Raw genomic sequence first — 26,158 nt, 5'->3', positions numbered from 1 at the left:
TATATAAACAACACGAATGTAGTGATAACATGAGATTATAATGAAATAGTAAATTGGGGGATAAGGATGAAACGTAATAGACTTATCATCCGGTCTATGATATTACTCGTTATGGTCGCAGCAATTGGTTATACATTCTATAACCATTTTTCTGAGGAAAGAGGAATCGTAGATCGTGACGACGAAGCTCCAAATTTTATATTAGAAGATATTAATGGGAATCAAATAGAATTGGAACAACTCCGTGGACAAGGTGTCTATTTAAATTTTTGGCAGACTTATTGTGTATGGTGTAGAGAAAAAATGCAATATTTAAGAGATCATTATGAGGAATATAAGGAAAAAGGCGTTGAAATTGTTGCAGTGAATGTAGATGAAGGTAGAGGTTCCGTAGAAAGACATCAGGAAAGGTTTAATATAAATTACGGTCTCTATCTTGATCGAGGAAGCTTAGTAACGAACGCATATGGTGTTACAAGCTTACCTACCGTGTTTTTAATTGATGAAAATGGTGTCGTAATTGAAAAACAAGTAGGGGGTAAGACAGAAAATCAAGTACTAGCTTCATTAGATAAACTAGTACCTAGTCAATAGTGGGGGATACAAATGGAAAAAGTTAAATGTGAATGTGGCCATGTAAACCCTTATGGAACATATTTATGTGAATCATGTGGAAAGCCTTTAATTGAAGAAGACGATTCATTAGTAAATATGAGATACGAAGGTGTTGCTAGACGTTCACAAACGTATAAAAAAACAATAGTAGATAAAATTTGGAATTTCTTTTCATCCGTTAAAGTAGGGATTTGGATTATTGTCATTCTTTTACTGGCTTCAGCATTAGGAACGATATTTCCTCAAGAAATGTATATCCCTCCTGGAGAGAATCCTACCATCTTTTATGAACAAGAATATGGGACTTTAGGAAAATTGTATTATCAACTAGGTTTTCATAATTTATATAGCTCTTGGTGGTATATGCTATTAATTGCTGCACTAGGGGTATCGCTAGTTATCTGTAGCTTAGATAGAGTAGTTCCATTACATCGTGCATTAAAAACGCAACGTGTTACTAGACACACAAAATTTTTAGAAAAACAACGTTTTTTTGCTACTTCTGAAGAAGCTATTGAGAATGCAGAAGAAGTAATGCAAAAAGCAGAAAAAGCTTTACGAGAAAAGAAATATAAAATTTATAACGAAAACGGGAATCTACTGGCGGAAAAAGGAAGATTCTCCCGTTGGGGACCTTATGTAAATCATATAGGTATTATTATTTTTTTAATAGGTGCCATGCTTCGATTTTTCCCAGAAATGTATATCGATGAATACATATGGGTTCGAGATGGACAAGAAACGGTAATTAAAGGTACTGATGGAGAGTATTTCTTAAGAAATGATCAATTCATAATAGAATTATATGATGAAGAGGATGAACGGTTTCGAGAAGCATTAGAACGTACTGGTTCCCCTGTGGTGCAAACATATCAAACCTCAGCAACATTACTTCGTAGAGTGGATAACGGTGCAGTGGGACTAGGTACAGAACTAGAAGAAGTAAAACAGCATGATATTCGCGTGAACGATCCGTTAACGTTTGATGGCTTTTCCTTATATCAAGTAGATTACAAATTAAATGAACTTTCAGAGTTTACATTTACGTTAGAAGCGGTGCAAGACGAAGTAGAAGAAGATCTATCAGAAATAGAATTTACCGTTAATTTATATGAGCCAGAAATGGTCTATGAATTTGATAACGGCTTTCGTATAGAAATAATGCAATATTTTCCTAACTACCGAATGAATGATGGTGTTCCAGAAACGATTAATCGTATTCCTGATAATCCAAGAATCATTTTTGAAGTATTTACACCAGAGATGGATCCAGAAACAGATACAGGGGAAATTAGTTTAATTGGAGTTCAAGTTAATGAACCATTAAATGAACAAATTAACGGAGAAAACCAGTATCGAATTCGTATGATTGGTGTGGATATGAATAATGTTACAGCCTTAACAGTAAGACGTGATCGGACACTTCCAATATTAGCTGTTGGTGGAGCAATTTTTATGATTGGTTTGATTCAAGGTTCCTATTGGTATCACAGAAGGTTGTGGATACAAAATAGAAATGGAGTTCTTTGGGTAGCGGGACATGCAAATAAAAATTGGCACGGATTGGAAAAAGACTTTGACTATGTTGCATCTAAATCGCAAATTCCAGTCCCAGTTGATCAATTAGATAAAGATATGTCAGATGAGACAGAAAGTAGGAATGATTAAAGATGGTTCAATTAAGTAGTAACTTTTTATTAGTTTCATTTTTTATGTTTTTAGCTGCTACTATCTTTTTTACTGTATCTATTACTGGGAAAAAATTTGAGAATCGACAAGGACAATTAAAAAATAAAGCAGGATTATTAGGCTACATTTCGTCAGTCGTAGCAGTTGTAGCAGCAATTACATACTTTATATTAAGATGGATTGCTGCTGGACATGCTCCAGTAAGTAACATGTTTGAATACACAACCTTTTTAGGTATTGCTATGGCATTAGCTTTTGTAATTATTTATCCTATATATAAAAACAACTATATAGGATTAATTACGATGCCAATAGTTATGTTAATTATTGTATATGCTTCTATGTTTCCAACAGAGGTACAGCCTCTTATTCCTGCTTTACAGTCCATTTGGTTAGAGATTCATGTAATTACAGTGGCTCTTGGACAAGGAATTTTAGCAATAGGATTTGTTGGTGGTTTACTTTATTTGCTAAGGGTAATTGACTTTAAAAAAGTTACGAAGAAAGTAATAGGTGTAGAATTTATACTTTTTACAATTTTCTGCGTTGTTGGGTATATTCTGTTTAGCATTAGCTTTGGTGCTATGAATTACGAGGCAACTTTTGATTATATTAATGAAAGAGGAAACGAAGCTAATATGGTGTATAATAAGCCACCATTGGTGGGGCCAAATGAAGGTGTATTGACATCTGATACAGGTTTTAATCCTCTAGTTTCAACCCCTGCAATTATCGTAAGTAACGATTTAAATACCGTTATTTGGTCGATTTTAGGTGGTTTGCTACTTTACGGTTTATTATTATTATTATTTCGAAAGCCTATAGGTGGTGCAATTCAACCACTACTTAAAAATGTAAATCCACGTTCGGTTGATGAATTAAGCTATAGAGCTATTGCAATTGGATTCCCTGTCTTCACTTTAGGGGGACTAATTTTTGCAATGATTTGGGCACAAATAGCTTGGACAAGATTTTGGGGTTGGGATCCTAAAGAAGTATGGGCGTTAATAACTTTTTTGTTTTATGCTGCCTATCTTCATCTACGCTTATCAAAAGGTTGGCATGGAGAGAGAAGTGCATGGTTATGTGTCATAGGATTCGCCCTCATTATGTTTAACTTAATTTTTGTTAACTTAGTAATTGCAGGCTTACATTCTTATGCATTATAAAATTTAGAGGAACAAATAATTAGTTGCTGCTAAGTATAACATGTAGCTTTCTGTTGGAATTGTGTTGGAACTTGTTACAATTGAACGATTTAACATGGTACAATAAATGGAGAAATAACTGCTTGGAAAAGCTTTAAATAAGATCAAGTTCAAGAGGGGGAGTTTAAGAATGCCAAAGGAAGCAAAAATTCTTGTAGTAGATGATGAGGAAAGAATTCGTCGACTAATTAAAATGTATTTAGAACGAGAAGAATATGATGTAGACGATGCAGAAAATGGTGAAATAGCATTACAAATGGCATTAGATCAAGATTACGATTTAATCGTTTTAGATTTAATGATGCCAGGTATGGATGGAATTGAAGTATGTGAAGAGATTAGGAAACATAAAGCAACTCCAATTATTATGCTTACTGCTAAAGGTGAAGAAGCAAATCGTGTTCAAGGATTTGAAGCAGGGACAGATGATTATATCGTTAAGCCTTTTAGTCCTAGAGAAGTAGTGCTACGAGTAAAAGCACTTTTACGCCGTTCTTCATCTACTAAATTTTTGCAAACCGAAACTACAACGAAGGATGTCTTAGTTTTTCCTCATTTGACAATAGATAATGATGCTCATCGAGTTACAGCAGATGGAAAGCATATTAATTTAACACCGAAGGAATATGAATTGTTACACTATTTGGCTCAATCTCCAGATAAAGTTTTCGCAAGAGAACAGCTTTTAAAGGATGTATGGAACTATGAGTTTTTCGGAGATTTAAGAACAGTTGATACACACATAAAGCGTTTGAGAGAAAAATTAAATAAAGTTTCACCAGAAGCAGCAAATATGATTTCGACCGTATGGGGAGTCGGTTACAAGTTTGAGGCAGTGAAGGAATAATGTGGCTTTGGAGAAGTGTTGTTGGTAAGCTTTGGTTAACCATCTTACTTTTAGTTTCTGTTGTATTAACAGTATTAACTATATTGTTATTACAATATTTCGAACATTTTCATACAGAACAAGCTGAAAACCAATTGTTAAATCAAGCAACATTAATCGCCTCTTTACTAGAGAATGATGAAGTGGAAGATGTTGCTATGTCATTGATTAATACAAATTTTTCAGATACATATGCTACGAAAGCCATTCTTATTGTAGATGAAGAGCAGTATTGGTTTACAGAAGATGGAATAAAACAAGACTTACCAATCTCGATCTTTTTTGAAGATCGAGATCTTTCACTTGTACTAGAGGAAAGGGAAACTATTGTTACACAGGGTAGCTTTCCTTTATCGGGAGATGGTGAGGAAGAGCTGGACGATATCATGATTGTAGGGGTTCCAGTAGATAGTTCAATTGGTGATACTGCATCTCTCTTTATGTATCAATCTCTTGAAGTAGTAGAACGAGCATCTAGTCAAACAAAAAATATTATATTTCTTTCAGCTGGAATTGCTATTGTTTTAACTACAATCTTTGCATTCTTTTTAACATCAAGAATTACTTCTCCCTTAAGAAGAATGCGTAAGGCATCCCTGGAAGTTGCAAAAGGTAATTTTGATATGAAAGTACCGATCCTTACAAATGATGAGATAGGATTATTAGGAATCGCATTCAATCGAATGGCTAAGGCATTAAATACTAATTTAAATGCTCTTAATCAAGAGAAAGAACAACTGTCTCGAATATTAAGTTCAATGGCAGATGGTGTAATTACATTAGATCGGGAAGGTGGAGTTATGGTAACGAATCCACCTGCTACAGAATTTATTAGTGCCTGGTTGTATGAACAAGGGTATGAGGTTGAGGAATCTGGAAGTTTACCAAAAGAATTAGCAGAACTGTTCGACTTAGTAGTGAAAGAAGAAAAGGAACAAATGGGTGAAGTTGATGTACAAGGGCGGAGCTGGGCAATTTTAATGACGCCATTGTATGATCAAAACCATGTGAGAGGTGCTGTAGCTGTTTTACGAGATATGACAGAGGAACGTCTCCATGATAAATTAAGAAAAGACTTTATTGCAAATGTATCCCATGAGCTTCGAACACCAATTTCTATGCTCCAGGGCTATAGTGAAGCGATTATAGATGGGATAGCAAGTACGGAAGAAGAAAAAACGGAATTAGCACAAATAATATATGAAGAATCGCTACGTATGGGGAGGCTCGTTAATGAACTATTAGATCTAGCTAGAATGGAAGCTGGACATATTCAATTAAATGTAGAGTCAGTTAACATATCGGAATTTTGTAGTCGGGTATTTAGAAAATTCCAGGGAGTAGCGAAGGAGCATAGTATAGAATTAATAGATCAAATATCTTCCATTGATGAAGAGATATACATTGATGAAGATCGAATAGAACAAGTGCTTACGAATTTAATAGATAATGCTATTCGTTACACATCTATTGATGGTAGCGTTACGTTAAGAGTGGAAACGTTTCATAAAGGTGTAAAAATTGATATTGAGGATACTGGATCAGGAATTCCAGAAGAGGATTTACCATTTGTTTTTGAAAGATTTTACAAGGCTGATAAAGCACGTACTCGTGGAAGAGCAGGTACAGGATTAGGATTAGCAATAGTTAAAAATATCGTAGAGGCTCACTACGGCAAAGTATCGGCTCACAGTAAATTAAACGAAGGAACGACATTTTCTGTATTTTTGCCGTATAAAAATGAACGAATTTGACGTATTTAAAAGAAAGATCTTGTTCCACAGGAAACAAACGAGGCTGTCCTATAATGGTCAACTAATGACTATGAAAGGCAGCCTCTCTTTATTTAAAGGTAAGAATTTATAATTTTTTTTCTAACGTTGTCTAGGAGACAGGACGTCGATGATTTAACCTTTGCCCACAGGACGTGGGCTGTACTTAGGCGTAATTGGGGCGCCTTGCACTTTTCTTAATATGTTTTTTACGATTACAATTTATTGATAATCCTTATAAATTTCCCTCATAATATGACTTAATTCAGGAATTATTAAGTCCTCCATTGCAAGCTTAACGGCTCCTGAAGAACCAGGGGTAGAAAATATAACTGTTTTTCCTCTAACACCTGCAATTGCTCGGCTAAGGATAGCAGCAGCTCCAATATCCTTATCATAGCTTAAGTAGCGAAAAAGCTCGCCAAAACCAGTTAACTCTTTATCAAGCATACTAGATACTGCTTCATAGGTTGTATCACGAAATGAGATACCTGTGCCACCATTTATTAATAATGCTTCTATCTTTTCATCTTCACAAGCACTATGAATAATATGTCTAATTGCTGAATAATCATCCTTAACTAACTGGTGATTAACAACTGTATATCCATTCATTTCTAACAGGTCCTTCATTAAATGACCACTCTTATCTGTTTCAAATGTACGAGTGTCGGAAACCGTTAGTATCATACAAGATACGGTTGATGGTGCTTGTTGTTTATGCTCTTGCACACTCATGAATAAAATCAACTCCTTCATAAATAGATAGTTATAGTTTATCATAATGTAATAACAATCACTTTACATGACGTTATGGAGTGGCGAAGTTTTGGTTTATTGTATAAATATTTTTTGATAAAGAAATGGAGGAGATTAGGATGAAAATTTACACAAAAAAGGGAGATAAGGGAGAAACACAATTAATAGGGAAAAGGGTTAGTAAAACAAATGAAAGAGTAGAAGCATATGGAACCGTGGATGAATTAAATAGTTTTATTGGTATTGTAATTACATATTTAGAACAAGAGAAATTTAACGATATACGAAACGATTTATTAAAAATTCAACATGAACTCTTTGATCTCGGTGGAGATTTAGCAAATGTATCCTTAAATCATGATTGGGCATTAAAAGAGGAGTATGTTGACTATTTGGAGAAAAGGATAGATGTATACTGGAATGAAGCGCCACCGTTAAATTCTTTTATATTGCCAGGGGGTTCAAAAGGTGCGGCCTATTTACATGTGTGTCGAACGGTTACTAGAAGAGCAGAAAGGCTAGTTGTCCAAATTAATGACGAGTTCAACCTACCATCTGTAGGAATAAAATATTTAAATCGTTTATCAGATTATTTTTTTGCAGTAGCAAGAGCAGTTAATACGAGGTGTAATCATCAGGATATAAATTATAAACGAAATAAATAAAAAAACCGGGTGATTTCCCGGTTTTTTCATACATTAACCTATTGATTAAATAAATGTTTCAATATCTGCATTATCATGTAAACTTTCTAAGAAGTTCACTTGACGCAAATAATTTTCAATTGGAGCTTGTAATACTTCATAATCATCTAGATCTTCATCTTCTGCTGCCCACTGGTCGTAATAATCCTGGACCTCTTCTTCTGACACTGCAATGAAAGCATCATCTTCTAGATGGTTAAACTCCAATAACCTTTCAATTTTTAAGGAAGATCGGATGTCTTCACGAAGCATTTCTTCTGTTAAATTATCCATTTCAAGTGCTTCTTCAAAAGTCATACCTTCAGGAAGCTGTGAGGATGCCTGCTCCTTCATCTGCTCAAAATAAACATCAACCTCTTCAGAATCAATTGTTATATTTTGTCTTTCCGCTTCTTGTACGAGAAGATGCCTGTCTATCATATCTGATAAAACCATTGGCTCCAATTGTGGCGCTAATTCAGCATTTTGATCATCACTTAAATCAATACCATAATCTCGTAGAGCTTCTTCGTGAAGGTCACTTCTGTAAATATTTTCACCATTAATTGTAGCAACAACCTCAACTTCATTATTACTGTTTCCGTCTGATTCATTGTTTCCACCGCACGCAGCTAGTAAGAGAAGTGTTAAGAATGTTACTACAATTACGAGGTTTCGCCTCATCATATTCAATTTCCACCTTTCTAATCATAAACCCATAAGTATTTGGACTAGTTACAACTTTAACATAGAATTGAATAGCAATTCAATTTATTAAATATAAAAAATTATGTATTACATATTAAAACAGTACTTAGGTAAGTGTATAACTAATAAAGTTAATAATTGTAAAATTGAAATTTTATAAATCATGTTCCTTTTCATTATTTCATACATTTAGTTATGAGAATAATTTAAGGATGTGAAGAAATGAAAAAGTATGTGGTACAAAAAGAAGATACTTTATACAAAGTAGCTTGGGAAAATCAAATTTATGTTAAAGATATTATAGATTATAATCCTCATTTAATTGATGATCAGTTATATCTTCCACCTGGAAAAGAAATTTTAATTCCACATATTTACGTAGGAGAAAAAAGGGTAGAAAGGTTTGGGGAATGCTTAAAAGAATTTTCCCATAAAGACTTAGAACAATATATAACAAAGTGGACAAATTTTCATTATAAAATCCCTATTAACATAACTGTTATTGGACATAGTGTGTTAGGAAAGGAAATTTATAGTATAAAAATTGGGACAGGAAACAAAAAAATATTTTATTCAGGTGGATGGCATGCAAATGAATGGATGACAAGTAAATTTTTAACAGAGTGGATTGATTATGCAATGTCTAAAACAGAAAATAAGGAAGACTTCTTTGGGGAAAATTTATCTGAACTCTTCAAAGAAGTATCCTTATATGTTGTCCCAATGGTAAATCCTGACGGAATAGCACTTGTTCAACAGGGAAATTATCCAGCTCATCCTTATTATCATTTTATAGATAAAACAAATAAAGGATGTCCAACATTTGATCATTGGTCAGCAAACATTAGAGGGGTAGACTTAAACCACCAATGGCCTGCAGGATGGAAAAAGGAAGCTGATGAAAGTCCTAGAGAACCTTGGCCAAGACATTATAGCGGTATAGCACCTTTAACAGAACCAGAAGCGAAAGCTATTTATAAGCTATCAGTGGAGAATGATTTTTCATATGTCCTTGCATTTCATTCCCAAGGTCAATTAATTTATTGGGGATATAGAGATATGGAACCGAAAGTAAGTAAAGAAATGGTAGAAAGACTTTCGTTAAAGAGTTCCTATGTACCTGTTAAAACAGCGGATAGTGATGGTGGATATAAGGACTGGTTTATTCAAGAAACAAAAAAACCAGGCTTTACGATTGAAATGGGAGTAGGAACAAACCCACTACCTTTTCGTTCATACGGTGAGATATGGTCGAATAATATTTTACTAGCCCTTGAAGGATTACGATTATAATGTTAGTGTCCCAGAGTATAGTGATTGTTGTGTCGTTATTTCCTCATTTGTATATGACAATATTTTATAGAGATATGAAAAACTCTCCATACAATATGATATTATAGAATGTAGTTGCTAATTTTCTAGGGGGAATATAAGGATGAAGGAATGGCGAGCTCATTTGAAGGAAATGCCTTTTTTTGAAGGATTAACAGAGGAAGAATTATATCCTATCCTTCAATTAAGTCGAGTGAGAACATTAAGAGATAAAGAAATTTTGTTTTTAGAAGGGGAGACGAAAACACATATATATATATTAGGGGAAGGTACTATCTTAATTAGTAAGCTTACAGAAACTGGTGAAGAGAGTTTAATTAATGTTTTAGGTGAAGGTGAAATTTTTCCTCATACAGGCTTTTTTGATCATTCACCCTATCCAGGAACAGCAAAAGCAAAAAAGAATGTTACGGTTTTAGCAGTGCCAATCAGTGGATTTGAGCAGTTGATAAAGAGTCATCCAGAAATGGCATTTCGAATGATTAAGGTAATGAACTCAAAAATTATATATTTACAGAAAAAATTAAATGAAATTCTATCATTGAATGTGGAATCTCGTTTAAAGGGAGCAATGAGTCACCTTCAAGACACACAAGGTACTACTATTCGTTTAACTCATCAAGAAATAAGTAATATTATCGGCTCTACTAGAGAAACTGTCAGTAGACAATTAAAGAAATGGGAGCAAAGTGGATGGGTAGAGGTAAAAAAAGATAGGATAATATTAAAAAAGGATTTTTCCTAGTATTAATCATAAAACGTATGATAAAAGGTGTCTCAAAGATAGTTGCTACCATTTGAGACACCTTATTATTTTTTATCTATTCAAACTTTAGTGCATCTCCATCAAATGACTCTTCAGCAATTTTAATTGAATCTGTAGGACAGCCATCTAATGCATCTTCCATATCTTCATAAAGCTCTTCTGGTACTTCCGCTGTACCTTGATTATCGTCAAGGATTACCCAAGCGATACCGTCATCATCATAATCATAAATATCTGGTGCTGCTGCGCCACATGCTCCACAAGCGATACATGTGTCTTTGTCTACAATTGTGTACTTTGCCATAACAAAAACCTCCCATTGAATTTAATATAGAATCCCTTTACTTTTCTCTATTTATACTAAAAGGGTATTTTTATAAAGAACAGCTTCCATTTGTGAAGAATGTTCTTTCTTTATTTATTGTATATGTTCCATTGTCACATTTCAATAAAAAAATAAATGAGAATACTTATCATATAAGGAGTTTTAGTAGAAACATCTCCTGTTCTCTCTTATAATTAAAATTAAAAGATTCTTGTCGAATAAAGGAGTATTATTGTGAATACTTTACATTGGATTGTATTATTTATAATAGATAAATTAAATGGCCAACGAACTACTTCAGGAGTGTATCACCTTATTAAAGGGAAGCGGTCAGCCCAAACAATTCAAGATGCGTATATTTTTCATTGTGCTCCTTACGTTAGCTCTATAAAAGATCTAAAAAAAGAAGAGTTTTATCAAATAATTAATGAACTAGTAGAAAAAAATTTTATATTAGTAAAGACACAAGATGTTGGAGTAATCACAAATACGGGGAAACAAAAATTAGTGAATTTACAAGGATTACCAATCCTTCCAAAAGAATTTAATGGTTCAAAACATGAATGGAACGGTTCAGCCCAATTTTTTTGGGAGAGATACTCGTTAGCTATACAAACATTATCATATCTACAACATGGGAAAAATAACTTTATACCTGTTTGCTATCATTTAGAAGTTCAGAGATGGTTAAAGTTATTGTTTCAACAATATTTAATGGATACGAAAATAATGAGTGATAACATATACGTAGAGACAACAGAATTATTAAGGAAGGTTTCAAATCAACATGCAAATTTATTTGTTAATAGACTAACAAGCCCATATGGAACCGGTAAAACATATGATCAATTGTGTAAAGATTTTAATGATGATCCGATAAAAACCAAATTAATATTTCAATCAGTCATTCATCAATTTCTTGATACAATAGAAAAAAAGCCAAAGAAATATCCTTTTTTAATGAACTTTGTCATCAAAACAAAAGGAGATTCCATAACGAATTCAGCAAAAGAAACGAACTACTATTTAAGATTAGGGAAAACAATAAACGAGATTAGTAATATTCGAAAGCTACGTGTTAGCACCATTGAAGATCATTTAATTGAATTGGCTTTATTTGACGCAGAATTCAATTATACTCCCTTTATTTCTGACGAAGAAATAAAGAATATATTAATTACAGCAAAGGATCTAAAAACGAAACGCTTAAGAGTTTTAAAAGATCATTTCAATCCTACCTATACCTATTTTCAACTACGTTTAGCATTAACAAAAGAGAAAGGAGCAGATAGTGAATAATTTGGATCAAATACTCCATAAACAGTTTGGCTATAAGGACTTTCTACCAGGGCAAAAAGAAATTATCACCTCTGTTATACAAAAAAAAGATGTAGTAGCTATCTTACCTACTGGTGGAGGTAAAACATTATGTTATCACCTATCTGCGAAGCTATTAAAAGGGTTAACAATAGTTATCACACCACTACTTTCATTGATGGAAGATCAGGTTCATCAATTACGAGCTAAAGGTGATAAAACAGTAATGCAAATTAATGGGTTGTTAACATTTCAAGAGAAGAAGCGGGTTTTATCTAATATAAATGAAGACACCATTTTGTTTCTTTCTCCAGAAATGCTTTCTAATGAAAATATTATGAATAAATTATGTAAATTGAGAATTGGTTTATTTGTTGTTGACGAGGCACATTGTATTTCTCAATGGGGGCATGAATTCCGTACAGATTATCTTCGTCTTCATAGTATTCGAAGTGCGTTAGGAAATCCACCTTGTTTTGCATTAACTGCAACAGCTACAAAGGCAGTGGAAGAAGACATAATTAAGCAACTCGGTATGGAAAGCCCAATCATTCACCGTAATTCAGTTAACCGAAAACAAATTAAATTTATTGTTGAAAAAGTAGATAACAATACTGAAAAAAAAGCATTATTTAAAAACTACCTTTCTAAAATTCAGAAACCTGCTATTATATATACAGCTACTAGAAAAGAAGCTATCATGTTATCCAATGAGATAAAAAAAGAAGGGTATGAAGACGTAGCTTTTTATCATGGTGGTATGGTAAAGGAAGACCGATTACTCGTTCAGCATCAGTTTATTAATAATGAAATAAATTATATTTGCTCAACAAATGCTTTTGGTATGGGAATCAATAAGCCGAATGTTCGAACGGTAATTCATTATCATCTACCAAGCTCTGTTGAACAGTATGTACAAGAGGTTGGTAGAGCTGGGAGAGATGGTAATGAAAGTATAGCAATACTGCTCTATAATAAAGAAGATCGGATTATTCCATTATCATTTATAGATCGTGAATTTCCATCTAAAATAGAATTAAAAACTTGGTTCGATGCAATGAAGAATTCTCGAAGAAGTGAAGGTATAGGATTTAAACTGGAAACGATGAAAGAACTTTTTCAAATTGATGATAACCGGTGGAAAATGCTTTTATATTATTTAGAAAAATCAGGTGTCATTCAAGAAAAAGAGTTGCAAATTGAGCTTTTAAACAATAAACTAGTTCTCATGTTAAATGAACGTTTCTCTACTAGAAAAAAAACGAAACAAAAAAGGCTAATACAATTGGAACAGATGATGAATAGTGATACTTGTATTCGTGGTAGTATTCTTCATTATTTCGACGAGCTGACAGAGGAACAGGTAGCTCCATGTTGTTCATCCTGTGGCTTTACTATGAATCAAGCTAAGGTTCAACTTTTCCCTAAGGAGAAAAATGAAGTGGTGGACGTGAGCAACACATGGGAGTCTAAGCTACGGAAAATGCTATTTCCATATGAAGGACGGTTATAGAATGAAGCAAGGAGAAATAATCAAACGTTTGACAGATAAAGAGCTATTACTGAATTTATATCTTACTCAAGTGATAATACTTATCATTGCTTTTTTATTAAGCTTTTTCATTTACGGGAGCTGGTTCTTTCCTTTTACGTTAATACAATGGGATATATATCATATAGGATTAGGTATTATATTAGCTCTAATTGTTGTGGTAATAGAATTAATATTAGCTAAATGTTTACCTAAAACTTGGTTTGACGATGGTGGAATTAATGAAAGAGTATTTAAAAAACGATCACCATTCCACATAGTTATCATAGCTGGTTTTGTTGGATTTTCAGAAGAAATTCTATTTCGAGGAGTTCTTCAAACTACTATTGGTTATATTCCAGCGTCTATAATTTTTGCAATCATTCATATCCGTTATTTGTATAATCCATTTTTATTTTTATTTACAGTCGGTTTAAGCTTTGGCCTTGGGGCTATATATATGTATACCGGTAATTTATTAACAGTTATTATTTGTCATATATTTATCGATATGTTACTTGGACTATTTATACGATATAATGTATTAAATTTACAAAAATAACATTTTGAGAGAGGTGAAGAAGATGAATTACCCTTCTCGTAGTCAGGTAAAGTTAAAACGTACTCATAAAAAAGAGAGTATTGAAAAGCAGGACCTATATGAAAGAGAGAGTTATGAGGAACGAGAAAAACCTTATGTTGATAAAGTAGATGTACTGAAACTTCCTTCTAGGAAAGACATACATCAAACAAACCGAAAAGAAAAGGAAAAAAAGAAAAGTGATGGAGGAGCAAAGAAAGTACGTATACAATTTCCTTTAGTTCGTATCTTATTACTACTTTTTTTCATTATGGTCTCTTCCATTTTTATCTATTCCATATTCTTTAGTAGTTAAATTTAAAATAATAGATGTATAACCTGTCTTTCTTGCATATAAATTATATATAAGTTTAGTCAAGGGGGATATGGTATGGGTGTCGAAGAAAATCAATCGACTGATTATAAAGAGTACCATGAAGTCGTAATTGAAGCATTGATCAAAGCAAAAGAGAAAGAGGAGAAGGCAGAAAAAGCGTTATTTAGAACAGGGCTATTTTTTCTAGTCATATTATTATGTGGCGTTGCTTATATTTTTTTAAAACTATCATCTGGAGATAGCGTTTCATCCTATTTGAGGTTACTAATATCAGATGGAATTATACTAACTTGGCTAGTAGCATTATTCATTAGCTTTTATTTTTTCGAAGGAAGATCAAAAAAATATGAAAAAGCTGAAAAAGATTTTGAAGAATTAAAAGAAGATATTATTGATCGTTCATCTGATATATGGAATTCTAATCAGCTAGAAGTAAAACGTATCGCACAATACCATGAATTAAAGAATAAATACGATATTAATTTATACCATAAATAATTTCATTTCTTTGTTACAACAATAAGGGAATATATTAAATATTCAGTGTTAGACTCGTAAACAATGTGTTACGGGTTTTTTGTTTTTAACTAGACAAGCTCCAATTATTTTTCTAATTTTGACGTTTTTATGAAGTGCTATAAGGTGTTGCTTTCTTCGTTTATAATAAAATTGGATGGAAAGGGGAGAGATAAAATCAAACGGATTACGATTATTACAGGACATTTTGGAAGTGGTAAAACGGAGTTAGCAATATTTTTAGCAAGTAAAATGAGTTTCCAGTCTGATTCGAAAATTGCCCTGTGCGATTTAGATGTTATAAACCCTTATTTTCGATCAAGAGATTATGAGAAAGACTTACATAATAATGACATAGAGTTTATTGGACCTAAAAAAGAATTATTAAAAACTGATTTGCCCATTGTTTCTGGAAAAGTTGCTAGTTGTATACACGATACGAAGAAAAAAGTTGTTATTGATGTTGGGGGAGATAAAGAGGGTGCATTATCAATAGGACAATTTTCTCGTGTTATATCTAATTACGACTATGAATGTATTTTCGTATTAAATGCTAATCGTCCATATGTATCTAGTTTATCTGGTGTAAAAAATACAATAAAGAATATTGAAAGCGCTTCAAAAGTTAAGGTTACAGGAATAGTGAACAATACTCATCTAGGAAATACAGATTTTGAACCTTCTGATTTAATAGAAGGCGATAAATTAGCTAAACAAATTTCCAACGAGCTAAAGCTTACTTATTTGTTTTCATTTGTGGAACGAAAAACATGGAAACGTTGGGTTGATGAAGGGATAACTCCTGAATTAGAAAACATTGAAATATTTGAAAGGAAATTATTAACCCCTTGGGAGGAAGAGTAAGGAGGGAAGCTCTTGAAGGTTGTATTCAATGAAAATTATTGTAAAGGCTGTAGCTTATGCATTGCTTTTTGTCCACAAGAAATTATTTCATTAGCAAAGCGAATAAACAATAAAGGATATCGTCCTGCTGAGGTTAAAGATCAAAATAAATGTACCAGCTGTACAGCTTGTGCGGTCATGTGTCCTGATAATGTAATAACTGTTTATCGGCCTATAAAAAAGAGATCAAGTGTGTCTTAAAAAGGAGAGAAATAATAGATGGGGAAAGTATTGATGAAGGGGAACGAAGTTATTGGAGAGTCTGCCATACAAGCGGGATGCAAGTATTTTTTTGGCTATCCTATAACACCGCAAAGTGAACTTGTTGCATATATGGCACAAAGGCTTCCTGAAGTAGAGGGTCTTTTTTTACAAGCAGAAAGTGAAGTGGCAGCAATAAATATGGTTTACGGTGCATCATCAGCAGGTGTTCGTGTCATGACATCTTCCTCAAGTCCTGGATTTAGCTTGAAGCAAGAGGGGATATCTTTTTTAGCTTCTGCTGAATTACCTGCAGTAATAGTGAATATAGCAAGGGGCGGACCAGGATTAGGTAACATTCAACCGTCTCAATCCGATTACTTTCAAGCTACGAAGGGTGGAGGGCACGGTGATTATAATACCCCAGTTTTAGCTCCAAGTAGTTTGCAGGAAATAGTTGAATTAACAGATGAAGCTTTTCGGATTGCTGATGAATATCGAACGCCTGTCATTCTTCTTGGTGATGGCATGTTAGGACAAATGATGGAGCCAGTTGATTTTGAAGTTACGAAAGATAATAAAGAGTTCCAAAAAGACTGGGCAACAACTGGAACAGTTGGAGATGGTCCCCCTAAAACAATTACTTCTCTCGACTTAGATGATGTTCGATTGGAGGAAAGGAACAAACAGTTACAAATAAAATATAAAAAAATTAAGGCAACGGAAACGAAGGTAGAGTGTTATTTGATGGATGATGCAGAAGTTGCTGTCGTTGCTTATGGAACAGTTAGCAGAATTGTCCGTAGTGCAATAAAAAGAGCAAGGGACAACGGAATAAAAGTCGGTCTTATACGTCCAATTTCCCTTTGGCCATTTCCAGTTGAAAAAATCGCTTATTATAGTAACAAAGTAAAATCTATAATCACAGTTGAAATGAACGCTGGTCAAATGGTAGAAGATGTTAGGCTAGCTGTTGAAGGAAAAGTACCTGTTACTTTTTATGGTCGTACTGGCGGAGTAATTCCATCCATAAATGAAGTACATGAGCAAATATTGAGTATGGTAAATGAGGTGGCAAAATGAAGGTTGTTTTTGAACGGACGAAAGGTTTAACGAATGAAGAGACTCATTACTGTCCAGGTTGTACTCATGGAATTGTTCATCGTCTTGTAGGTGAAACTTTAGAAGAATTAGGTGTATTAGAAAACACTGTTGGTGTTGCTTCTGTAGGTTGTTCTGTACTTTCTTATCACTACTTTAATTGCGATATGACTCAAGCTGCACACGGAAGGGCTCCAGCTGTTGCAACAGGTTTAAAAAGAGTTCTTCCTCAAGATAGAATTGTATTCACATATCAAGGTGATGGTGATTTAGCGTCTATTGGAATGGGCGAAGTAGTCCATGCAGCTGCAAGAGGAGAAAATATTACAGTCATTTTTGTAAATAACGCTATTTATGGTATGACTGGAGGGCAAATGGCACCTACAACATTAATTGGACAAAGAACAGCAACCTCTCCACAGGGAAGAGATATTCAATCACATGGTCTACCTATTCGAGTGTCTGAAATGCTTGCAACTATAGATGGAGCTTCCTATATTGAACGTGTATCTACTCATAATGTTAAGCAAGTTGTTCGTGCTAAAAAAGCTATAAAAAACGCATTTAAAAATCAACAGGAAAAGAAAGGTTTTTCAATGGTTGAAGTGCTGTCAAGCTGTCCGACAAATTGGGGATTAACACCAGAGGAATCTTTACAGTGGATAGAAGAACAAATGGTTCCTTACTACCCTCTCGGTATACTTAAGAATTCATCTGTAATAACGGAGGATATAAGATGAAAGAGGAAATTATTATTGCAGGGTTCGGAGGACAAGGGGTTATGTCTATGGGACAATTTCTTACCTATGCCGGGTTGAAGGAGGGGAAAGAAGTAACATGGTTCCCTTCTTACGGTCCAGAACAAAGAGGAGGAACTGCAAATGTATCTGTTGTCATTAGTGATCAACCAGTTGATTCACCCGTTATCGACGAACCAACTGCTTTTCTTGCTCTTAATAAGCCATCCTTTAATAAATTCTACTCCCATGTGAAAGAGTCAGGTAACATATTTATTAATTCAGATTTAATTACAAACTATGCAAAGCGAAATGATGTAGTTATTCATGAAATAACAGCAACTCAAATAGCACAACATATAGGAAATGAACGTATTGCTGGAATGGTTTTGTTAGGTGCGTTTATTGAGAAAACTGGTATACTATCAAAGGAGAGTTTATATTCTGCGTTAAAAGATGTATTAGGAGAGTCAAAAAAGCATCTTATCCCAATGAATAAGAAAGCAATATTAGAAGGAATTCACGTAATGCAGGATTGAAGGAGTGGAATAATGAGTCGACATGTAAAGTCAGATATAGAAATTGCACAACATGCTAAAATGAAACGAATAAAGGATATTGTATCTGGTTTAGGTATTTTATTTGAAGAGTGGGAGCCATTTGGTCATTTTAAAGCGAAGCTTTCCTTATCCATTTTTGATAGACTTGAAAAAAAAGAAAATGGAAAAGTAATTTTAGTAACGGCAATTAATCCAACACCAGCTGGTGAGGGGAAATCGACAGTTACAGTTGGATTAGGGCAGGCTCTGAATAAAATCAATAAAAAAGCAATCATTACATTACGAGAACCATCTTTAGGTCCAACGATGGGAATGAAAGGTGGAGCAGCGGGAGGTGGCTATTCTCAGGTTGTTCCGATGGAGGATATTAACCTACATTTTACTGGGGATATTCATGCCATTACAACTGCTCATAACGCACTTGCAGCCCTCTTGGATAATCATATACAGCGTGGTAATGAATTAAATATAGATGTTAGACGAATAGTTTGGAAACGGGTATTAGACTTGAATGATCGGGCTTTACGAAATGTCGTTATTGGGTTAGGGGGTGCAATGCAAGGTGTACCTCGAGAGGATGGTTTTGATATTACTGTAGCGTCAGAAATAATGGCAATTTTATGCCTTTCAAAGAACTTAGATGATTTAAAACATCGATTATCCCAAATTGTTGTTGCCTATACAATCAATCAAGACCCTATCACGGTGAAGGATTTAAAGGTTGAAGGAGCTTTAACATTATTACTCAAGGATGCTTTAAAACCTAATCTTGTACAAACATTAGAGAACACACCTGCCATTATTCATGGTGGTCCCTTTGCAAATATTGCACACGGATGTAATAGTGTAATTGCAACAAAAATGGCAGCAAAATTAGCTGATTACGTGGTGACAGAAGCAGGTTTTGGGGCAGACTTAGGTGCAGAAAAATTCTTAAATATAAAAACGAGAGCTGGTGAAATTAATCCTGATCTCGTTGTTATTGTAGCAACGATCCGTGCTCTTAAAATGCATGGTGGTGTGGCTAAGGACCAGTTACAGGATGAAAATCTAGATGCGTTAAAAAATGGTCTAGAAAATTTACAAAAGCATGTAGAAACCATTCGTCATTTCGGACTTCCTCATGTAGTCGCAATTAATCGGTTTGTACACGATACAGAAAGAGAAATTAATACATTAAAACTCTGGTGTGTTGAACAGGGTATAACTGTAGAACTTGCAAATGTATGGGAGCAAGGGGGAGATGGTGGTGTTGAATTAGCACACCGTGTCGTTACTGAGCTAGAAAAAGTAAAAAGTAATTTTAAACGTACGTATGAATTAACGGACAGTTTAGAAGAAAAAATACAAAAAATCGCAACTAATATATATGGAGCACAGGATGTTCATTTTTCTGATAAAGCGAAAAAGCAACTTGAAGAATTTCACAATTTAGGTTGGGGAAGTCTCCCTGTATGTATGGCGAAAACACAATATTCATTATCAGATGATCCCAAAAAGCTTGGTAGACCTTCAGACTTTACTATATCCGTTCGTGAATTAAAACCATCAATTGGAGCTGGATTTATTGTTGCACTTACTGGTGACGTCATGACAATGCCAGGACTACCTAAAGAACCAGCAGCATTAAAAATGGATATTGATGAACGGGGAAGAGCAATAGGCCTATTTTAAGAGATAATTGGTGTATCGAGGAGCATAAATTAGCAATGAAGATTACCAGAGACTAATAAAAAACTATATTATTATGACCGGGACCCTTCCCGGTTTTGTTTTTGTATAGAAAATTACATTAGCGTTGCATAAAGGGCGTAGGCTGTACTTAGGCGTAATTGTGGCGCCTTACGCTTTTCTTATGTAAACAGCTAAAACCGTAAAAAAACAAGTAATTAGAAAATTATTAGGCTAGTCATGTTCCTTTTTCAGCATATTCATAAAACATCACGAAAAATAGAGGTGTTTTATTCTTGAAAAATAGAGCATTATGGCTACTAAGTGGTTTGGTTAGTCTTCACATTGTAAATAATAATTGGAATGAGTATCGAAGGTTATCAAAAATTTTATTAATTGAGTCTTTCGTTTTTGAACCTTTTACTTGGTTTTTTACGATTCTTTTTTTTATAGTAGCTTTTTTGTCTTTTTCGAAGGTAATTTTTTATAGCTTTTTCCCTTTAATAAATAAATATGAAAGGTTCTTTATTTGGTTCATATTCCTTTTATCAATAATTTTATATAAATTAGTTGCAATTCTCATTATTATTATTGCTTTTGTGTATGCTATCATGGATGCTGCTGACTATTCAAGAAGGATGCACCGCTATAGTAAAGGGGAATAAGGCTATATAACACATTTTAGGTGGTGATAATAGTGTCTTTTGAAGGTGGTATTTATAATATAAAAGCTGTTTCTACGAAATTAGGAATTCAGCCAGGTACCCTACGAGCATGGGAAAGACGTTACAAAATAATTGAACCTGTAAGAAATCAAGCTGGGCATCGTCTTTACACTGAAAAACAGGTTTCTATATTAAAATGGTTAATTACAAAGGTCAATAGCGGATTTACCATTAGTCAAGCAGTTGATCTATTGGAAAAGCAGGATATAGAACATATAAGTAGTAATTTTGAAATCAATAATGATCAAGTAATAAATATTAAAGATGAGTTATTGAATTCTTTATTAAAATTTGAAGAAAATCAAGCAAATCAATTATTAGATAAAGCCTTTTCCCTTTATACAATTGAAAATGTCGTTATTCATATTATTGGAGAATTGTTGATCGAAATAGGAGATATGTGGGAAAAACAAGAGATAACGGTTGCTCACGAACATTATATTACCTCCTATTTAAGAACTAAAATTGGTATGATTTTTCACCATCTTCCGGTTAATGGATTTTTACCTAAAGTTATTTGCACTTGTCCTCCAAAAGAATTACACGAAACAGGATTACTTATTTTCACATTATTTTTAAAAAGAAAAGGATATGAAACGATTTATTTAGGGAGTGGTATTCCTAAATCAGATTTGGAGAGTGTTGTCAAAGAAGTTAACCCAACTATCTTATTCTTTTCAGCTACTTTATCAGAGAGCTTGCAAGAGTCATATGAACTTGCGTCTAAATTCTCCAATCAATTTAATACGTTAACAATTGGTATCGGTGGACAAGCATTAGCACATTTATCATCACGAGAGAAGGCGAATTACAAACAATTTATAGTAGGAAAAAATGAAGAAGAATGGAGTCATTGGCTTAAATCATTTCATGAAAATAATCGTTCTTAGGCATTAGGTCGAACCAAAAACATGCTGTAAACATACTTTATCAGTAAAGAACATTTCATAAGCGGAAAAAATATATACACTTATGACAACATCAAGGAGGACCGACCATGCGTCTGGAACGGTTAGCATCTGATAAAATAAAAATATTTTTATCCTTTGATGATCTGAGAGATAGGGGAATCTCAAAAGACGAAATCTGGATGGATGTTCCTAAAATACACGATTTATTTCGTGATATGATCTCAGAAGCTAGTGAGGAACTAGGCTTTGATGCCGATGGACCTGTTATAGTGGAAGTTTTTGCACTACCTTCACAAGGGATGGTAGTAATTGTAACAATATCTGATGAAAGTGACGAATCCTTTGATGAATCATTTATAGAATTACAAATTACATTAGATGTAAATGATCGTTTATTATTTAGGTTTGATGAAATTGATGATGTTATTCAACTTGCAATGGAATTAGAAAGGTTAAACATTCATCAAGGAATTCTATATTATTTTGAAGGTGACTATTATCTATCATTTGAGAAAAAAGATGCCTTTCCATTAGATGTAGATACTTTTATCTCTATTATTGTAGAATATGGAGACACAGCTACTGTTACTGGTTATCGATTAGAAGAGTACGGGAAAATCATTATGGAAAAAGAAGCGGTAAAACAATTAACCAACTATTTTTCATAGATCTTCAATACAACTAGTTCACTTTCCATTATAATATTTATTATCATATGTATAAAAAACTCCCAGTTAATGAGGAGTTTTTTAAATATGCTAATAATAATATTTTCTTTACGGAGTAGTGGAAAATTTCGGTTTTTTTCTTTATAGTTAGAAGTGTAGGAAATATGTCCCTTATCCTTGAAAGATTCGTATGACGTTGAGGTGAATGCAATGGGAGGAAAAGAAAGAATGGATAACAAAAAAGAGGGAAGTTCAACTAATAATCAAGAAAATAGTATAGATGTACTTCATTCCACTAGAACTGTAATAAAAAGAGCATTGGATCGTCTAGGGTATCCACAAGAAGTTTATGAATTAATGAAGGAACCACTAAGAATGATGACTGTTCGAATCCCTGTTCGAATGGATGATGGATCTATTGAAATTTTTACAGGGTATAGAGCTCAGCATAATGACGCTGTTGGACCAACAAAAGGAGGAGTACGTTTTCATCCAGAAGTTTCAGAAACAGAAGTGAAAGCGCTGTCAATTTGGATGAGTTTAAAAGCTGGAATTGTAGATTTACCTTATGGAGGAGGAAAAGGTGGGATTGTTTGTGATCCCCGTGAAATGTCCTTTCCAGAATTAGAACGGTTAAGTCGAGGATACGTAAGGGCTATAAGTCAAATTGTTGGTCCTACAAAGGACATTCCAGCACCAGATGTCTTTACAAATTCCCAAATAATGGCTTGGATGATGGATGAATATAGTAGAATGAAGGAATTTGATTCTCCTGGATTTATAACAGGTAAGCCAATAGTGCTTGGTGGTTCTCATGGTAGAGAATCAGCAACTGCAAAAGGCGTTACAATATGTATTAAAGAAGCAGCAAAGAAAAAAGGTATTAATATAGAAGGTGCAAGAATTGTTATACAAGGATTTGGAAATGCCGGAAGCTTTCTAGCTAAGTTTATGCATGATGCTGGCGCGAAAGTTGTTGGGATTTCAGACGTTTATGGTGGATTACATGATCCAGATGGTCTGGACATTGATTATTTATTAGATCGCCGTGATAGCTTCGGTACTGTGACTAAATTATTTAAAAATACTATTTCAAATCAAGAGCTTTTAGAACTAGATTGCGACATATTAGTTCCAGCTGCGATAGAGAACCAAATTACGATTGAAAATGCACATAAAATTAAAGCAAATATTATTGTTGAGGCTGCGAATGGTCCAACAACCATTGAGGCAACTGAGGAACTAAGTAATCGAGGAGTATTGTTGGTACCAGACGTTTTAGCAAGTGCTGGTGGAGTTACAGTATCCTACTTTGAATGGGTACAAAATAATCAAGGCTTTTATTGGACGGAAGAAGAAGTAGGGGAAAGATTAGAAAAGGTAATGGTCACATCGTTTGAAAATGTATATCGAGTAGCTACTTCCCGACGAGTCGATATGCGTCTTGCTGCATATATGGTTGGTGTTAGAAAGATGGCAGAGGCTAGTAGGTTCAGAGGATGGATTTAACAAATAGTTAAGGTTACAATAATATATATTAAGTATCTAATCCCTTTCACATGAGAGGGGTTTTTTACAGTGAAATTTGAGGTGCAAATAAGATGGAAAAGGAAAAAGTAATCATTATTGGGGCAGGTCCATGTGGACTTTCCGCTGCTATAGCATTACAAAATGAAGGAATTGATCCATTAATTATTGAAAAAGGAAATATTGTTAATGCTCTTTATAATTATCCAACACATCAACAGTTTTTTAGTACAAGCGAAAAACTGTCTATTGGTGATATTCCATTTTACAGTACAGAAAGAAAACCAAAAAGGAATGAAGCTTTAGTATACTATCGAGAAGTCGTGCAAAGGAAGAATCTAAGAATCAATGCCTTTGAAAAGGTTACTCAGGTTGAGAAGCAGTCAAATGAAAAATATGTTATCTCATCTATAAATAAAGAAGGAACGAACACAAATTATATATGTGATTATCTCATAGTAGCGACAGGCTATTATGATTCACCTAATACAATGGGGTTAAAAGGTGAAAAACAACAGCATGTATATCATTATTTTAAAGAAGCTCATCCCTTTTTTGATCAAGATGTAGCTGTAATCGGTGGGAAAAATTCTGCTGTAGATGCTGCATTGGAATTAGAGAAAGCCGGAGCAAGGGTTTCCGTTTATTACAGAGGTTTAGATTACTCTCCTAATATTAAACCATGGATATTACCTGAATTTGAATCTTTAGTTAAACATGGAAAAATAAATATGTATTTTGAAACAAATGTCATTGAGATTAAAAAAAACTCAATTATTGTGCAACAAGTAGGAGAAAATAAAGTAGAAAAAAAGGCTGATTTTGTATTTGCTATGACAGGTTATCATCCTGATCATTCATTTATAAAAAGTATGGGTGTAAAAGTTGATAATGAAACAGGTCGGCCTTATTTTAACGAAAATACGATGGAAACGAATGTTAACAATATATTTATTGCTGGTGTCATCGCAGCTGGAAATAACGCTAATGAAATTTTTATAGAAGACGGCCGATTCCATGGAGATTTAATTGCGAATGCAATTACAAAAAAGGAAAGATAGGCAATAAATTAATACTTTCTTTAGGAGGTTGACAATGAAAAAGGTTGCGGTTATTACAACAGGTGGTACGATAGCAAGTAAACACAATGAACAAGGTAGACTTCACTCTGGTGCCCTGACTGGTGAAGAGTTGAAGGACGTTCTAGAACTTCCTAAAGATATTCAAATAGACATTTATTCTATGATACAAAAACCTAGTATGCATATTACTTTTGAAGACCTTCAAGAAATCCGTGAAAAAATTATAGAACTATTTACAAAAGACGATATTGACGGGGTTGTAGTGACACACGGAACCGATTCTTTAGAAGAAACAGCTTATTATTTTGATTTAACAATAGATGTATCCAAACCTATTGTTGTAACTGGATCTCAACGTTCTCCAGAACAATTAGGAAGCGATGCATATATAAACTTGAGACATGCTATTTACTCTGCGTGCGATGGACAGTTGCTTGACTGTGGAACTGTTGTTGTATTCAATGAACGTGTTTTTACAGCTAGAAATGTAAAAAAAGAGCATGCTTCTAACATACAGGGCTTTAACTCTTTTGGATTTGGGTATTTAGGGATTATTGATAATGATACACTTCATGTATACCAAAAGCCTGTCCGAAAAGAGAAGTATATCCCTACAAAAAAGGAAATACCAACAGTAGAAATCATTAAATGTTATTTAGGATCTGATGATAAATTAATTAAGGCATGTATTGAAGCGAAGGTTGATGGGATTATTTTAGAAGGTGTAGGAAGAGGACAAGTATCTCCATTCATGATGCCAGCCATAAAAAAAGCGATAAAAACAGGTATTAAGATTATTGTGACAACTGCAGCAGAAGAAGGGGAAGTGTATACAACCTATGATTATTTAGGTAGCGCTTTTGATTTGTATGAAGCAGGTGTAATTTTGGGGAAAGACTATGACAGTAAAAAGGCTAGAATTAAGTTAATGGCATTACTGTCATCAGAAAGTAACATTCAGGAGTCCTTCAAATATTAAGATCACTTAGGGAGTAGTGGTTCAATTTGTTATTTCCATGTGAAAGGAAATTAAATGTATGTATTGTTA

28 protein-coding genes are annotated in these 26,158 nt (G+C 33.8%); 25 read left to right on the top strand and 3 right to left on the bottom strand.

Annotation, left to right across the window (positions count from 1 at the left end; genetic code table 11):
- Positions 1-66 precede the first annotated feature (66 nt).
- The 5 genes from resA (at position 67) to QA612_RS09075 (ending at position 6,152) form a co-directional block, all read left to right on the top strand.
- On the top strand, positions 67-594 hold the full coding sequence (gene resA, locus QA612_RS09095) for a thiol-disulfide oxidoreductase ResA (protein WP_278283480.1): 528 nt from the start codon (positions 67-69) through the stop codon (positions 592-594).
- A gap of 12 nt (positions 595-606) precedes the next feature.
- The gene (gene resB, locus QA612_RS09090) at positions 607-2,283 is read left to right on the top strand and encodes a cytochrome c biogenesis protein ResB (protein ID WP_278283479.1); all 1,677 of its coding nucleotides are present in this window, start codon (positions 607-609) and stop codon (positions 2,281-2,283) included.
- 2 nt (positions 2,284-2,285) lie between these two features.
- Positions 2,286-3,473 carry a cytochrome c biogenesis protein CcsA gene (ccsA, locus tag QA612_RS09085; RefSeq protein WP_278283478.1) on the top strand — a complete coding sequence of 396 codons (1,188 nt, stop codon included), beginning with the start codon at positions 2,286-2,288 and terminating at the stop codon, positions 3,471-3,473.
- A gap of 169 nt (positions 3,474-3,642) precedes the next feature.
- Positions 3,643-4,359, top strand: coding sequence for a response regulator transcription factor (locus tag QA612_RS09080; RefSeq protein WP_278283477.1), 717 nt, complete (start codon positions 3,643-3,645; stop codon positions 4,357-4,359).
- Positions 4,359-6,152, top strand: a complete 1,794-nt coding sequence (locus QA612_RS09075; protein ID WP_278283476.1) for an ATP-binding protein — start codon at positions 4,359-4,361, stop codon at positions 6,150-6,152. The genes QA612_RS09080 and QA612_RS09075 overlap by 1 nt, the downstream gene beginning before the upstream one ends.
- Positions 6,153-6,392: 240 nt before the next feature.
- Here the strand turns inward: QA612_RS09075 and QA612_RS09070 are convergent, their stop codons facing one another.
- Positions 6,393-6,908, bottom strand: a complete 516-nt coding sequence (locus QA612_RS09070) for a MogA/MoaB family molybdenum cofactor biosynthesis protein (protein ID WP_278283475.1) — start codon at positions 6,906-6,908, stop codon at positions 6,393-6,395.
- A gap of 140 nt (positions 6,909-7,048) precedes the next feature.
- Between QA612_RS09070 and QA612_RS09065 the strand changes: the two genes are divergently transcribed.
- Entirely contained in the window at positions 7,049-7,594 is a 546-nt protein-coding gene (locus tag QA612_RS09065; protein WP_278283474.1) for a cob(I)yrinic acid a,c-diamide adenosyltransferase, read from the top strand.
- 45 nt (positions 7,595-7,639) lie between these two features.
- On the opposite strand, the gene QA612_RS09060 is transcribed toward QA612_RS09065, so the two are convergent.
- Positions 7,640-8,299, bottom strand: coding sequence for a SurA N-terminal domain-containing protein (locus tag QA612_RS09060; protein ID WP_278283473.1), 660 nt, complete (start codon positions 8,297-8,299; stop codon positions 7,640-7,642).
- 243 nt (positions 8,300-8,542) lie between these two features.
- On the opposite strand from QA612_RS09060, the gene QA612_RS09055 reads away from it, so the two are divergent.
- Both QA612_RS09055 and QA612_RS09050 read left to right on the top strand, forming a co-directional pair.
- Positions 8,543-9,613 (top strand): M14 family metallopeptidase, encoded by a 1,071-nt coding sequence (locus QA612_RS09055; RefSeq protein WP_278283472.1) that lies wholly within the window; start codon positions 8,543-8,545, stop codon positions 9,611-9,613.
- A 142-nt stretch (positions 9,614-9,755) separates the two neighbouring features.
- Entirely contained in the window at positions 9,756-10,397 is a 642-nt protein-coding gene (locus tag QA612_RS09050) for a Crp/Fnr family transcriptional regulator (RefSeq protein WP_278283471.1), read from the top strand.
- A 76-nt stretch (positions 10,398-10,473) separates the two neighbouring features.
- On the opposite strand, the gene QA612_RS09045 is transcribed toward QA612_RS09050, so the two are convergent.
- Positions 10,474-10,722, bottom strand: a complete 249-nt coding sequence (locus QA612_RS09045) for a ferredoxin (protein ID WP_278283470.1) — start codon at positions 10,720-10,722, stop codon at positions 10,474-10,476.
- Between the two features lie 255 nt (positions 10,723-10,977).
- On the opposite strand from QA612_RS09045, the gene QA612_RS09040 reads away from it, so the two are divergent.
- The 17 genes from QA612_RS09040 to QA612_RS08960 all read left to right on the top strand — a co-directional run bounded on the left by QA612_RS09040 (position 10,978) and on the right by QA612_RS08960 (position 26,089).
- Positions 10,978-12,042 (top strand): YpbB family protein, encoded by a 1,065-nt coding sequence (locus QA612_RS09040; protein ID WP_278283469.1) that lies wholly within the window; start codon positions 10,978-10,980, stop codon positions 12,040-12,042.
- Complete coding sequence (locus QA612_RS09035) at positions 12,035-13,573, top strand: RecQ family ATP-dependent DNA helicase (RefSeq protein WP_278283468.1); 1,539 nt, start codon at positions 12,035-12,037, stop codon at positions 13,571-13,573. Before QA612_RS09040 ends, QA612_RS09035 begins: the two co-directional genes overlap by 8 nt.
- A gap of 28 nt (positions 13,574-13,601) precedes the next feature.
- Positions 13,602-14,153, top strand: coding sequence for a CPBP family intramembrane glutamic endopeptidase (locus QA612_RS09030; protein WP_278283467.1), 552 nt, complete (start codon positions 13,602-13,604; stop codon positions 14,151-14,153).
- 22 nt (positions 14,154-14,175) lie between these two features.
- Complete coding sequence (locus tag QA612_RS09025) at positions 14,176-14,487, top strand: hypothetical protein (RefSeq protein WP_278283466.1); 312 nt, start codon at positions 14,176-14,178, stop codon at positions 14,485-14,487.
- Positions 14,488-14,562: 75 nt separating this feature from the next.
- Positions 14,563-15,006, top strand: a complete 444-nt coding sequence (locus QA612_RS09020; protein ID WP_278283465.1) for a DUF2663 family protein — start codon at positions 14,563-14,565, stop codon at positions 15,004-15,006.
- A 144-nt stretch (positions 15,007-15,150) separates the two neighbouring features.
- The gene (locus QA612_RS09015; protein ID WP_278283464.1) at positions 15,151-15,888 is read left to right on the top strand and encodes a hypothetical protein; all 738 of its coding nucleotides are present in this window, start codon (positions 15,151-15,153) and stop codon (positions 15,886-15,888) included.
- A 12-nt stretch (positions 15,889-15,900) separates the two neighbouring features.
- A complete protein-coding gene (locus QA612_RS09010; RefSeq protein ID WP_278283463.1) occupies positions 15,901-16,128 on the top strand; it encodes a 4Fe-4S dicluster domain-containing protein in 228 nt (75 codons plus the stop codon).
- Between the two features lie 18 nt (positions 16,129-16,146).
- Positions 16,147-17,211: a 3-methyl-2-oxobutanoate dehydrogenase subunit VorB gene (locus QA612_RS09005; protein ID WP_278283462.1), complete on the top strand. Its 1,065-nt coding sequence runs from the start codon at positions 16,147-16,149 to the stop codon at positions 17,209-17,211.
- The gene (locus QA612_RS09000; RefSeq protein ID WP_278283461.1) at positions 17,208-17,969 is read left to right on the top strand and encodes a thiamine pyrophosphate-dependent enzyme; all 762 of its coding nucleotides are present in this window, start codon (positions 17,208-17,210) and stop codon (positions 17,967-17,969) included. The genes QA612_RS09005 and QA612_RS09000 overlap by 4 nt, the downstream gene beginning before the upstream one ends.
- Entirely contained in the window at positions 17,966-18,505 is a 540-nt protein-coding gene (locus QA612_RS08995; RefSeq protein WP_278283460.1) for a 2-oxoacid:acceptor oxidoreductase family protein, read from the top strand. The genes QA612_RS09000 and QA612_RS08995 overlap by 4 nt, the downstream gene beginning before the upstream one ends.
- Before the next feature lie 12 nt (positions 18,506-18,517).
- Positions 18,518-20,200, top strand: coding sequence for a formate--tetrahydrofolate ligase (locus QA612_RS08990; protein ID WP_278283459.1), 1,683 nt, complete (start codon positions 18,518-18,520; stop codon positions 20,198-20,200).
- 293 nt (positions 20,201-20,493) lie between these two features.
- Positions 20,494-20,862, top strand: a complete 369-nt coding sequence (locus QA612_RS08985; RefSeq protein ID WP_278283458.1) for a hypothetical protein — start codon at positions 20,494-20,496, stop codon at positions 20,860-20,862.
- A 32-nt stretch (positions 20,863-20,894) separates the two neighbouring features.
- Positions 20,895-21,812 carry a MerR family transcriptional regulator gene (locus QA612_RS08980; RefSeq protein ID WP_278283457.1) on the top strand — a complete coding sequence of 306 codons (918 nt, stop codon included), beginning with the start codon at positions 20,895-20,897 and terminating at the stop codon, positions 21,810-21,812.
- Between the two features lie 107 nt (positions 21,813-21,919).
- Positions 21,920-22,501, top strand: a complete 582-nt coding sequence (locus QA612_RS08975; protein WP_278283456.1) for a genetic competence negative regulator — start codon at positions 21,920-21,922, stop codon at positions 22,499-22,501.
- A 228-nt stretch (positions 22,502-22,729) separates the two neighbouring features.
- Positions 22,730-24,010, top strand: coding sequence for a Glu/Leu/Phe/Val family dehydrogenase (locus tag QA612_RS08970; RefSeq protein WP_278283455.1), 1,281 nt, complete (start codon positions 22,730-22,732; stop codon positions 24,008-24,010).
- 92 nt (positions 24,011-24,102) lie between these two features.
- The gene (locus QA612_RS08965; protein ID WP_278283454.1) at positions 24,103-25,089 is read left to right on the top strand and encodes a YpdA family putative bacillithiol disulfide reductase; all 987 of its coding nucleotides are present in this window, start codon (positions 24,103-24,105) and stop codon (positions 25,087-25,089) included.
- 34 nt (positions 25,090-25,123) lie between these two features.
- The gene (locus tag QA612_RS08960) at positions 25,124-26,089 is read left to right on the top strand and encodes an asparaginase (RefSeq protein WP_278283453.1); all 966 of its coding nucleotides are present in this window, start codon (positions 25,124-25,126) and stop codon (positions 26,087-26,089) included.
- Positions 26,090-26,158 lie beyond the last annotated feature (69 nt).

The sequence above is a fragment of the Evansella sp. AB-P1 genome (assembly GCF_029688925.1).
GTDB lineage: Bacteria > Bacillota > Bacilli > Bacillales > Salisediminibacteriaceae > Evansella.
The sequence above is the reverse complement of the archived record's forward strand: the minus strand, read 5'-3'. Positions and strand labels throughout refer to the sequence as shown.

Excerpts from the sequence above, each read along its gene's own strand:
- resA (WP_278283480.1), top strand. The coding sequence starts at position 67 with ATGAAACGTAATAGACTTATCATCCGGTCTATGATATTACTCGTTATG.
- resB (WP_278283479.1), top strand. The coding sequence starts at position 607 with ATGGAAAAAGTTAAATGTGAATGTGGCCATGTAAACCCTTATGGAACA.
- ccsA (WP_278283478.1), top strand. The coding sequence starts at position 2,286 with ATGGTTCAATTAAGTAGTAACTTTTTATTAGTTTCATTTTTTATGTTT.
- QA612_RS09080 (WP_278283477.1), top strand. The coding sequence starts at position 3,643 with ATGCCAAAGGAAGCAAAAATTCTTGTAGTAGATGATGAGGAAAGAATT.
- QA612_RS09075 (WP_278283476.1), top strand. The coding sequence starts at position 4,359 with ATGTGGCTTTGGAGAAGTGTTGTTGGTAAGCTTTGGTTAACCATCTTA.
- QA612_RS09070 (WP_278283475.1), bottom strand. The coding sequence starts at position 6,908 with ATGAGTGTGCAAGAGCATAAACAACAAGCACCATCAACCGTATCTTGT.
- QA612_RS09065 (WP_278283474.1), top strand. The coding sequence starts at position 7,049 with ATGAAAATTTACACAAAAAAGGGAGATAAGGGAGAAACACAATTAATA.
- QA612_RS09060 (WP_278283473.1), bottom strand. The coding sequence starts at position 8,299 with ATGATGAGGCGAAACCTCGTAATTGTAGTAACATTCTTAACACTTCTC.
- QA612_RS09055 (WP_278283472.1), top strand. The coding sequence starts at position 8,543 with ATGAAAAAGTATGTGGTACAAAAAGAAGATACTTTATACAAAGTAGCT.
- QA612_RS09050 (WP_278283471.1), top strand. The coding sequence starts at position 9,756 with ATGAAGGAATGGCGAGCTCATTTGAAGGAAATGCCTTTTTTTGAAGGA.
- QA612_RS09045 (WP_278283470.1), bottom strand. The coding sequence starts at position 10,722 with ATGGCAAAGTACACAATTGTAGACAAAGACACATGTATCGCTTGTGGA.
- QA612_RS09025 (WP_278283466.1), top strand. The coding sequence starts at position 14,176 with ATGAATTACCCTTCTCGTAGTCAGGTAAAGTTAAAACGTACTCATAAA.
- QA612_RS09020 (WP_278283465.1), top strand. The coding sequence starts at position 14,563 with ATGGGTGTCGAAGAAAATCAATCGACTGATTATAAAGAGTACCATGAA.
- QA612_RS09005 (WP_278283462.1), top strand. The coding sequence starts at position 16,147 with ATGGGGAAAGTATTGATGAAGGGGAACGAAGTTATTGGAGAGTCTGCC.
- QA612_RS09000 (WP_278283461.1), top strand. The coding sequence starts at position 17,208 with ATGAAGGTTGTTTTTGAACGGACGAAAGGTTTAACGAATGAAGAGACT.
- QA612_RS08995 (WP_278283460.1), top strand. The coding sequence starts at position 17,966 with ATGAAAGAGGAAATTATTATTGCAGGGTTCGGAGGACAAGGGGTTATG.
- QA612_RS08990 (WP_278283459.1), top strand. The coding sequence starts at position 18,518 with ATGAGTCGACATGTAAAGTCAGATATAGAAATTGCACAACATGCTAAA.
- QA612_RS08975 (WP_278283456.1), top strand. The coding sequence starts at position 21,920 with ATGCGTCTGGAACGGTTAGCATCTGATAAAATAAAAATATTTTTATCC.
- QA612_RS08970 (WP_278283455.1), top strand. The coding sequence starts at position 22,730 with ATGGATAACAAAAAAGAGGGAAGTTCAACTAATAATCAAGAAAATAGT.
- QA612_RS08965 (WP_278283454.1), top strand. The coding sequence starts at position 24,103 with ATGGAAAAGGAAAAAGTAATCATTATTGGGGCAGGTCCATGTGGACTT.
- QA612_RS08960 (WP_278283453.1), top strand. The coding sequence starts at position 25,124 with ATGAAAAAGGTTGCGGTTATTACAACAGGTGGTACGATAGCAAGTAAA.